The organism is Streptomyces sp. A 4/2, assembly GCF_940670765.1.
GTDB lineage: Bacteria > Actinomycetota > Actinomycetes > Streptomycetales > Streptomycetaceae > Streptomyces.
The window spans coordinates 19805-30136 of sequence record NZ_CALNVW010000048.1 but is presented as its reverse complement, the minus strand read 5'-3'; the positions used below and the strand labels follow the sequence as shown (position 1 = coordinate 30136).

Genomic DNA, 10332 nt, shown 5'->3' with positions numbered 1-10332 from the left:
GGGTGGCCGGAGGCGGCGGCGCGGGGGCCCGGCGGGCCGGGCGGCCGGAGGCCGAGAGAGATCACTCCCCCCGCCACCCGGCCGGGGCGGGCCGGGCCGGGGCGGCGGGCCGGGCGGACGGCGGCGAGCGACCCGACGGCCGGACGAAGACGGCGGGCGGCAGCGCGGGGCGGCCGGGGCAGGGCGGGGCGGCGGACAGGCGGGGCGGGGCGGGGGCCCGGCGGACAGGCGACGGGGCGGTCACCACGGGTCGGGAGGCCAACGGCACCTTCGATCTCGTCCGGGCGGGAAGGTCCGAAGCCCTGACCTCAGGTGGATGATTCATTACATATTGGAAGACTTGTACTGTATGCACTATGGATGTCGATATTCGTACTGTGCTCCGTGAACATGAGGATGAGCTCCGGCTCTTTCGCCGGAGCCTGTTCTCTACGGAGCCGGCCGATAGCGGTCTGGTCTCCGTACTGCCCAAAGCCGTGCTGGAGCAGCTGCGGTCGGAGGGGCGAGTGATGCCACGCCGTTTTGGGCCGGTGCCCTCGGTGACCGCCCAGAATGCTGTCCTCAGCGTCGTTGGGGACATCACCGACCAGGCCATGCTCCTTGGGGGGTCAGGCCAGGAGGGGGCTGTGCTTGCGCTCTCGTTCGCCTCGCATCACCAGACGTTCCGCACTCGCCTCCCCGTTGATCTGAAGGAGGCGAAGGCGTGGGTCGAGGCGATCGTGGGCTCCGGGTGGCTGCCGCACGTTTACTCCGCAGGAGTCCTGAGTGGCACCGCCAAGGGCGGGACCTCGACGTCGAAGCCGCTGACAACGCAGTACTTCTACCTGTTCCTGGGCGCGGACGGTGTCCCGCATGGCGCGCCAGAAGGGCAACAACTCGGCGTCCTGACCCCGCTCGTCCAGACGCTCTGACGATCATCAAAGCCCAGGGCGAACGGCGAGGGCGGCACAGCGTGCGGGCCCTACGGTGGGACGGTGAAGCTAGCCGATCTCCGCGACTTGATGCGCCGCCGCCGGGCCGACTATGGGCTCGGCCTCAGCTTTGACGACTTCCGCGTCGATCCGATGGTCGCCTCCCTCCGGTGGCCGGCCGACGTGGTCGAGCAGTTCCTGTACGACCACGGTGACCATGGTCCCTTCCAGCGCGATTACAGGAACGTCGACCTCACCTCGATCGTGTGGACGCTCGAAACGGTCACCGCCGCAGAACTGAGCACGATGCCAACTGGCCCGTCCGAGGCGGGCTGCATCGAGCAGTTCGCCCTCCACCCAGGCCACTACATCAGCGTGCGCAGCTCAGGCATCCACGTCGGCGTCCCGGAGAAGTGGAGGGACCACGGGACCTGGAAGCGGCCGCCGCTTCTGCTCGACCGCAGGCTGCTCGACCCGTCGACGAGCGGCTTGCATGTGCTGGAGGGGCGGACCCGCGTCGGGATTCTGCGAGGCCGCCTCCGAGAGAACGACTTCGTCGCGGCGACGCACGAGGTGTGGGTCGGCCGGCCAGCCCGAAGCCGGTGAGACTACCGATCCGGACCGGTGTGGGCGGCGTTCAGGGCCCCGTCGGCTGTGAGGCGCTCTAGCTGGTGAAGGGGAGCTCCGGCTTTCCGTGCCGGGTCTGGCGGACGAGACGATCCAGGATCTCCTCCTTGCTCATGCGGCGGTGGTCGGCCTTTCCTTCCAGAGCGATTTCGACGTTCCCGGACTCCAGCAGCTCCCAGGCTTCGTCTCGGACGATGACGAGGGGCTTCTCCATGGGATTCCCTTCGGGAGGACGAGTTGCTTGTGGTGCGGCCGAGGCGCCAGCCTAGCCCGTGGGGGTGACAGCGCCACGGGGACGGGGCGCGGCTCGGCGCATGTGGAAGGGAAGCGCGGCGACCGGAGGTTGAGGCAGCCCGGAGGGCGGCTGGAGATCAAAGCGGAAACGGTCGCCCGGCGGGCGCCGTCTGCTCATCGGCGCCCCCTGCCTCGGATCGAGGAGGCGCTGCTCGACATATCAGTTACCCCAGGGCACACGGGCGAGGACCAGGCCGCGGGCCTCGGCGGCACCGGAGGCGATCAGGCGCCTTGCGACGTGCTGGAGCTGGGAGCCGGAAGTGAGGACATCGTCGACGAGCAGGATGGTGGCGCCCTCAATCGCGGTCCGGTCGCCGGTCCAGGCGATGGCAGCTGTTCACCGCGCTTCGACAGCCGCCGATCAAGAGCCCCCCGGGCGCTGCGAGCGACGTACAGCACACTGCCCGCGCCCCTTACGATCTTGCCCATGAGCACCAGGAACTGGCCGTGCCCCCGGTGCGCCGCCGAGCCCCGCAGCAGCTGCCGGACGGCGGCCGGCGTTGACCGGATACCGCACTGGCGGCGGTGGAGGCTGGCTCACGGTGCGGCTGCGGTTGAGGACTGGCTGGCGCAGGCCGGCGACTTCGAGCGGCTGCTGCACGCGGTCGACATCGCGGTCGCCTCCGGGGCGGACCCCGGCATGCGGAATGAACTGCGCGTTCCGTCGGTGGATGCCGACGGTCGGCTGCGGGCACTGCACAACCTGCGGGCCCTGCAGGGCTACGTGTCCAGGTGGCTGACGGCATTGGACAGCGAGCACCTGGACACCGCAGAGCTGGTCGCCGGAGCCCGCCGTGTGACCTGGGATCTCGACGACGCCGCCGCTGTGCTGCGTGAGATCCGGGCAGGCCTGCCGGTGGACCGTGACGCGCTCCCCGGCGACCGTCCGCCCTCCGTCGCGGAACTCGTCGCGGCGCGCATCCGCGGGGAGATCCTGGCCGCCGAGTCGGCCTTCGCGCAACGCCTGGCCTCGGCCCGCGAGCGCTTGCCCGCGACCACGCGCTGGACCGTCGCCGTCGGCCCGAGCCGCGCCTTCGAGGCCCTCTCGGAGCAGGGGGTACGTGTCCGCGCCCAAGCTGTACTGCCCGCCGCCTTCGAAGCGGAACTGGCTCAGTGGAGCTGCCCGCCGTCCGTGCCCGAGGTGTGCTACCCCGACGGACGCCCCTCCCTGCTGCCGGCGCAGCTGGCCCTGACCCACGAGGAGCGCCAGTTGGCGCCCTCGCCCTGGGACCCCGAACTCATCGACCTTGCCTACGACGACTATGGACGAGGCGGCCACGCCGACCTGGTCGCCGCCGGTCTCCGGGAGCTGCGCGAGCGTCTCGCGCCTGCGGACGTCACCGCCTTCTTCGCCGAGCGCTGCGTCGCGCTGAACACGGCGGCGGCGCAGCTGCCCGACTTGATGCCCGACCCCGACGGCCTGGAGGAAGAGCTGCACGTGCTGGCGGGCGGCTACATCTGGGTCGACCCCGCGACGGTCGTGCGCACCGCCGACTCGGAGGCCTGGGGGACGATCGCCCGAGACGGCGAGCGGGCTGGCTCGGTCTGGATCCCGAACGCGATCCGCGAGTGGCTGGCCTGTGACGATGTCCCCGCGCTGCTACGTGAATCCATGATTGGATCCGCGCCAGTTCAGCTCCGGCGCCTGGCCGGGCCCGCCGGACCGCTGCATACCTCGCACATGGACGGCACCCACCGCCTGCACCTGTGGCGCGTCCTTGGCCTGCGTTGCCTGTACGCCTGGGTCGAGGCCACCGTCCTGCCGCGGCAGCTGACGCCGTACGCGGTCTGCGGCGACGACGCCGCGCGCGACGCCCCCCAGCTGACCTCACAGGTGTGGGCCGGCCTGCACAGCAAAGGGATCCTGCGCGGCCGCCTCACCCACCCCGGCAAGCCGTACACCACGCTGGACCTCGACGCCGTCCCGGCACTGTGGTTGCTTTACCCACCCGCCCTCGCCGTGGTCTACAGCCGCCGCTACGCCGAGGTTTACCCCGGGGCTTGGGAACGCGCCGGAATTCCGGCGGACGCCTTCGCCTCGGAGGAGTCCTGGATCAGGTGGGCTGCCAGCTGACCCGTCCCACCCTCGCGGTGCGGCTCGTTGACCGGTGCGACTGCTGGCTACCGGCGCAGGCGCGAGAGCAGGCCGGGCCGCCCGGACGTCTTCGGATCGGCATCTGGCACGGCGATCTCGGGAGGCTGCGCGCCGCCGGTGTCGCCGAAGACGGCGTGTCTCACGGCATCCCAGTCTTCGCGGCGCCACCAGTCGAACAGGTGGGCGCTGCCGATCACCGGCACGGTCAGCGCGTCGGCGAACGCGCGGTCGGTGTAGACCTCGGTGTCCCGCTGCGCGGGTGGGAGCTTGATCTGGTGGTTGACCACCAGGACGCCGCCGTCAACAGGCTCGGTCCCGGTCAGACCGGGCCAGGTGTTCAGGTGCTTGAGCAGTTTGTCGGGCAGGCTCTGCGCTGCTCGGTTGTTCGCCGACTTCACCTCAACCAGGACTCGACGGCCGTCGTACTCGGCCAGCAGGTCCGCCGACTTGGTGCCGTACACGTCGTCGAGGCGGGTCACCGCGGCGCCGGCCGCCACGAGGACGTCGTGCACCGCATCCTCCAGCGGGCGGCCGGTGCCGAACAGCAGGCCGTCGCGCAGCGGATCGGCCACGGCCCGCAGCTCGGTGAGCTGCTGCTGCAGCTCGGTCTGCCGCCGCTCGTGGGCGCTCTGCTCCTCGGCGATCGTCTCGACCAGCCGGGCTTCGGCGTCGGTGGCGAACTCCGGGTCGCGCAGCAGAGGCGAGCGGGCGCGGGTCAGTGCACCGGGCGCGTACGCGGGCAGTGCGTGCTGGACCAGCCACTCCACCAGGAGCCGCTGGTCGGTGCCATGGGGAACCACGAACCACCGGGCACCGCCGCCCGCCGGCACCCACACCCCCGCCACCGGGGCGCCGAGGCCGTCGACCAGGATCGGGCGCAGCTCCCCCTCCCCCGGCGGCGGCCACATCCTGGCCACTCCGGGGCGCGAGGAGCTGGAGTCCTTGAGGTAGGTCAGGCGGAACCAGGTGTCCGGGGGACGGTTGATCAGTCGGGTGCCGAGGTCGTGTTCAGCGTGGTCCAGGCCGTCGGCGATTTCGGGACTCACGCCGACGGGGAGCGGGTTGGCGGCGATCGAGCCGTAGTAGGGGGGCAGGTGGACGCCGGGAGCGACGGTGCCGGAGAAGACGTTGTGGCGGCGTTCGCCCGCGCCGATGCAGGCGACGACAAGGGCGGTCTCACCGCGCTGCCGGGCTCCCGCGGCGTAGCGCTTGTAGGGCTCAAGGCCGGTGGCGGGTCCGCAGACGGGGGACAGGACGGCCGCGCAGTCGCCCGTCTCCTGGTCCTTCCAGCGCGGCTCCACCCCGAGCGCCGCCCAGTCCACCGCTCCCGGCCGCACCGCCGGGGCAGGCTGGCGGCCCGGCCCGCCGGACGTGCCGAGCACGTCGGGGGCCGGGGGCGCCGGCGGTTCGCCAACGATGTGCAGGGGGATCGGGGCGGCGCTCGGGCCGGACGGGCTCATGGTGGACACGGTAGCCGCCCCCAGGGCGTGGGCCCGCGTCAATTTCCCCTGGGACGCGACTCCGCCAAGGTGGCTTTCTACGCGTCCCTGTGCCGCCGCCGGTTGGACATCACATCCAGTGCGGCGCGCCTGCGACCCGGGCCGTGGCGCCCACCCTACCCACGGCTCCGCCAGCGGCCAGAGCGGCCGGCGGACCTACGGTTGGCACGCGATGCTGATTGGCATGCTCGGCCCCGCCCACGGACTCGCCGTCGCTGTCCACGGCGGGCTTGGCGTACCGCGTCCTTGGCTGGCTGGCTGCCCGGTAGCATCAGGGGAAACGCACCTCACCGTGACGTGCCTTGCCCGGACCCACCTCCAGGCCGTGGCGAATCCAGCTGCCGCTGGAGGGTGATGCAGTGGTGATGCTTGGCGCTTCCAATCATCGTGTGACCGCCCCTGTACGCGCTCTGGCTCCTGTCGTGGTGGGACGGCACGGACCTGAGCGCGCAGGAGCCCTCGTGTCACCGAAGCACAACACGCACCCCACCAACCGTCAGCAGATCGCCAAGGCCCTCAACGCGCAGACACGGATGGGCTACCAGCGCGCTCTGCAACGCGTCGTCGACGCCGCCGAGAAGGGGCTGCTGCCCGAGGTTCTGGACGAGGCCGGCCGCGCCGAGGCCGTGCGCCTCCTCGCTGAGCGGGGCGCGGTCGAGCCGGATCCGGGGCCGTCCCTCGCGAAGGACTACCTGAAGGCCCTGGTCGAGGAGTTCCGCCGCCTGGGCTGGGGCGCGGGCGATGAGGCCGACTTGGAGTTCTTCGGCCTGACCGCGTACGCCGGGCCCGTCGCCGGGCTGAGCCTGTCGGTGGGGCGCGCCGACGACGAGGACGACGGCGAGGAACGCGATCCGGACGACCCCGAGCAGAGCGATCTGGCCAAGCCGCTCTATCTGATGGCGATGTGCCCGGCCGGGAACGCCACCGTGGACGACTTCGAGGACGGCCTCGCCGACTGCTCCACCGAGCCGGTCCGCACCACCGCACGGCGCCTGGACTCCGAGCTCGGCCGGACCCGGCTGGCCCGGGTGCAGGGCATGGAGGAGCACTCCAGCACGCCGTGCCCGATCTGCGGTGACCGCTACCCCGAGCACCACCTCCTGGGCAACTCGCCCAGCGCCACGCCGGTGTGCCCCGCGTGCATCTTCGACGGCGACCAGCGCTACCGCACCGATCTGCCGTACCTCGCCGTCCGGCTTGACCGGCTCCTGCACGAGGACTTGTCCGCGCCGGCGGGATGGGACGCGGTCGCGGCCGTCCTCGCGCTGGTGTGCGGGGCGAACCTGCGCGGCCGGCTCGACCGCGAGCTGCGGGAGCGCGGCGGCTGGCCGTTCGTGATGGAACGCTGGGGTGAGCCGCTGACCCGCTCCTGGATCTGGCTGCCGGCGCCCGCGGACCGCCACCCGATGTTCCGGCACCTGGGCGCCGGCGCGAACCTGGCCGCGCTCGTCGACGCCGTCGACCGCCACGACCCAACCGCCCGCACCGCGGCGAAGACGATGTGCCGTGAGGCGGACGTGCGTTGGAGGGACGCGCTGTGGCCGGCCGCGATCGCTTTCGCGGTGGCCCTGACCACGCAGGCCTGCGAGCGGGACCGGCATCGCACCCCCTACCACCTCGTCCACTCCCTCAGCGACGGCATCGGCCAGGTCATGAAGCCGTTCGCGGTCACCGGGGACGCCTCCAACGTCGAGAGCGGCCTCACCGAGCTCCTCGAGTACCAGCTGCTGCCGATGCTGCTCGGGCACAGCCTGGACGAGGAACCCGACGACCCGCGGCGCCGCTACGGAGCGCAGGACGACGACGAGCGTCCCGCCGCCACCCGTGCGGACGCGCGGATCAGCCACAGCATCGACCGGGCGAACCAGGTCGCCGTCATCCTGGGCACGCTCCCCTTCACCCCGTCCGGCGTCCCGGCCTGGGACGGCGCGCCGGTCACCGAGCCGGACGCCGAGGGCGTGGGCAGCACCGCCCCGGCCGGCGAGCCGTGCGCGGCGCTTCGGGCCGAGGCCCGCCAGCAGGCCGCCGAAACGCTCTACGACGCGGGCGGCCCCCTGATGGTCGACGCCGACCACGCCTGGACCCGGGACGGCTGGTGGATCCCCTCGGATCACGGTCGGCACGCGGTGCGCCAGGCGCAGCAGTATCTGGGCTCCCGCACCCGGGTCCTGGCCCTGTGGTACGGGCCCGGCGCCCAGTTCCCCGAGCCGGTGCAGGTCTGCGTCGAGGTCACCGACGTCCACCCGCGCAGCACCGGCCCGGTGGACGTGCCCTGGCTGAGCGTGTGGGACGGCCACTCCGTCTTCGGGATGACGCTGCCCGACCTCGCGCTCGTCCGCCGCGCCGAACCCGGCGAGGAACTCACCCAGGTCTGGCCGACCCGCGACGACGCCGACCACCAGGACGCCGCCGCCGTACCGGACGCGCTCCCGGGTGCATCCGGTACGGCGGACGGGACGCACCCGACCGCCGAGGAGCTGTCCTTGCTGACCGACCGGTTCCTACACCTGGCCGGGCACCGGCTCGGCGAGGGCTGGAAGAGCGTGGACGAGAAGGCGTACGCGGCCCACCAGCGCCTGGAGAAGGCCCTGGAAGCGGAGTACACCGGCTTCGCGGCCACGTCCGTCAAGGTCTGGATCAACCTGTTCGACACCACCCACCCCTGCCCCAGCGGCCCGGGCCTGCCTCTTCCCGCCTACGCGCTGACGGGCAAGCCGTACGAGGTGGAGCTCACCGTTCACGCCCACGACCCGTCATGCGGTTGCGGGCAGGAGTACGGCTTCGGCGAGTTCTCCGAGCGAGTCTGCCAGCTCCTAATCGTCCTATGCCTGTACGGGGGGCTGATCGAGGCCCATCCCATGGTCGAGACCGCCGGCACGCCCGAGGACGGCCGGGCCGCGCTGCGGGACATCACCTGGGAGGTCGACGGACCCGACGGCTACGACTTCCGGGAGGTCCAGCGCCGGGTGATCCGCGATGTCACCGACGCCGACTCGCCCCTGAACACCGACACCAACCCGGCCTACATCCCGCCGTACATGGCCGCGGACGGCTGGTACCTGCCCGAAGGCGGAACCTCGATGATGTTCCACGGCCGTCGGCACGGCGACGAGGACGAGCTGGAGGAGCGGGGAGCCGATGGCCCGGCGTGACCTCGATGTGCTGGCGCGCGCCGACCTGGAGCGGCTGGGGATGGCGCTCCCGGCGGTGACCGAGGCCGTGGTGGGCCTGGTGCGCTCGGGCGGGGGCGGGAAGTGGCACGTCCCCACCGAGAAGAAGCAGTGGTCGGAGCACTGCCAGCATGCCGCGCGTGCGGCGGGCGAGCCGACAGACCTGGTGCTGCTGGACGTGCTGGACCAGGTCTGCGCCCGCTGCGCGGGACGGCTGCCCGGACTGCTGCCGGACGCGGTGGTCGCCCTGTGGCGGGCGTGCTCGCTCACGGTGGCGGCGGACCTGTTCGTCGGCTCGCTGCGCGAGGACGCCCGGGCGCGGACGTGGCTCGGGTACGCCGTCGCGCTGGACCGCTCGCCGCGCACGGACGACGCCCGGGTACGGGAGCTGCTACGGCCGGTGCTTTCGGTCGACGAGTTCGGCGCGCAGGCGTGGAAGGCCATGGCCGGCTGGTCGCAGGTGCTGGAGCGGGCCGAGGAGCAGCTGGCCGCGTACCGGGAGGCGGCGCCGCCAGCGGTGGCGAGCGTGACGGTCGGCGCGGCGCTGGACGCGGTCGGCCGCGAGACGGCCGTGCACGAGCAGGCCCGGATGCTGGAGCGGGCCGCCGGCGGGGACCGGCGGTGGACGGAGGTCGGGGTGTGGGACTGCGTCCGCCTGTCGTGGGCGCACGCCCGCGAGCAGGGACGATGCGCCGTCCAGGCCCAGGATCTCGCCCGGCGGGCGCTGTTCGAGCGGTGGGGGCGGCAGCGGGTCGTCGACGTGTCCGCGCTGCCCTCCCCCGCGCTCACCCCGGTCGGCTCCTGCTCCAGCCCGGCCGAGTGGGCGCAGCAGGAGTACCGGCATCTGTGGGCCGCGTTCGTGGAGCGGTGGTGCGGGCGGCTGGAGGAGGAGTTCGCCACCCAGCGCGCGGTCGGCGAGGACGAGCAGCTGCTGATGGTGGCCGACTGGCCGCTGACCCACCGCGGCGACCTCGCCTACCTCGCGCAGTTCCGGCAGATAGGGCCGGCGGTGCCCGCCGGGCTCCGCGAGGAGGCGTACGGGCGGACCCGGAAGCGGCACGCCGTGGTGCTGGCGGTGCCCCGGTACGCGGTCGAGCACGCCGTCGCGCACGAAGACCGGTCGCGCTGGGGTCAGACCACGGTGCTGACCGCCGGCGACGCCCTCGGCACCGCAGCGCTGGAGATCGCGCACGCAGCAGCCGAGGCGGCCGCGTGCGTAATGCTGCGCACCGTGTACCCGTACCTGCCCGAGGATGTCGCCGCGGACGGGAAACGGCCGCAGGCCTCGGCGCAGGTCCGCTCGGCACGCGCCGACCAACGCGCTGCCCGCCCCGACATCTCCGACACCCACTGGGCGCAGCAGCGCGAACGCGATGCCCGGCGGCAGTGGCGGAACGCGTTCGGCGACGGGGTGTGGGCGTGGGTCCCGGACGACACCGCGACCGGCCCGGCCGCGGCTCAGTTGCAGGACCTGGCCGACCACCACTACTCCTGGATGGTCGTGCGCCTGGACGTCGAGGCCGGGCCGCGCACCGACAAGGCGCTGGTGAGCCTGTACGGCCTGCTGACCGGCTGGGACGCACGCCGACGCGTGCTCACCTTCACTCCGCAGCACGGCCACCGGCCGATCCAGGTCCCGGTGCACCGGATCGTCGCCATGACCGGAGACCGCGAGCGGTGCGGCCAGCGCGAGGCCCCGATGTGGGAGCCCTACACGCCGCCGCGCCGGTGGTGAT

The 10332-nt window shown here is 72.6% G+C and carries 8 protein-coding genes and 1 pseudogene; 6 read left to right on the top strand and 3 right to left on the bottom strand.

Features of this window, described 5'->3' with window-relative positions:
* The 3 genes and pseudogenes from NBY69_RS31815 to NBY69_RS31805 form a co-directional block, all read left to right on the top strand.
* Nucleotides 1-320, top strand: a pseudogene (locus tag NBY69_RS31815) (hypothetical protein); the annotation flags it as partial.
* A gap of 36 nt (nt 321-356) precedes the next feature.
* Nucleotides 357-911: a hypothetical protein gene (locus tag NBY69_RS31810; protein WP_250305414.1), complete on the top strand. Its 555-nt coding sequence runs from the start codon at nt 357-359 to the stop codon at nt 909-911.
* A gap of 63 nt (nt 912-974) precedes the next feature.
* Nucleotides 975-1517, top strand: a complete 543-nt coding sequence (locus NBY69_RS31805; RefSeq protein ID WP_250305413.1) for a hypothetical protein — start codon at nt 975-977, stop codon at nt 1515-1517.
* Between the two features lie 58 nt (nt 1518-1575).
* On the opposite strand, the gene NBY69_RS31800 is transcribed toward NBY69_RS31805, so the two are convergent.
* Both NBY69_RS31800 and NBY69_RS31795 read right to left on the bottom strand, forming a co-directional pair.
* Nucleotides 1576-1752, bottom strand: a complete 177-nt coding sequence (locus NBY69_RS31800; RefSeq protein WP_250305412.1) for a hypothetical protein — start codon at nt 1750-1752, stop codon at nt 1576-1578.
* 240 nt (nt 1753-1992) lie between these two features.
* A complete protein-coding gene (locus NBY69_RS31795; RefSeq protein WP_284349850.1) occupies nt 1993-2133 on the bottom strand; it encodes a phosphoribosyltransferase family protein in 141 nt (46 codons plus the stop codon).
* Between the two features lie 126 nt (nt 2134-2259).
* On the opposite strand from NBY69_RS31795, the gene NBY69_RS31790 reads away from it, so the two are divergent.
* The gene (locus NBY69_RS31790) at nt 2260-3906 is read left to right on the top strand and encodes a hypothetical protein (protein WP_250305411.1); all 1647 of its coding nucleotides are present in this window, start codon (nt 2260-2262) and stop codon (nt 3904-3906) included.
* Between the two features lie 47 nt (nt 3907-3953).
* On the opposite strand, the gene NBY69_RS31785 is transcribed toward NBY69_RS31790, so the two are convergent.
* Nucleotides 3954-5387 (bottom strand): hypothetical protein, encoded by a 1434-nt coding sequence (locus tag NBY69_RS31785; RefSeq protein ID WP_250305410.1) that lies wholly within the window; start codon nt 5385-5387, stop codon nt 3954-3956.
* A gap of 500 nt (nt 5388-5887) precedes the next feature.
* On the opposite strand from NBY69_RS31785, the gene NBY69_RS31780 reads away from it, so the two are divergent.
* The gene (locus tag NBY69_RS31780) at nt 5888-8578 is read left to right on the top strand and encodes a hypothetical protein (protein WP_250305409.1); all 2691 of its coding nucleotides are present in this window, start codon (nt 5888-5890) and stop codon (nt 8576-8578) included.
* A complete protein-coding gene (locus tag NBY69_RS31775) occupies nt 8565-10331 on the top strand; it encodes a hypothetical protein (protein ID WP_250305408.1) in 1767 nt (588 codons plus the stop codon). The genes NBY69_RS31780 and NBY69_RS31775 overlap by 14 nt, the downstream gene beginning before the upstream one ends.
* Nucleotide 10332 lies beyond the last annotated feature (1 nt).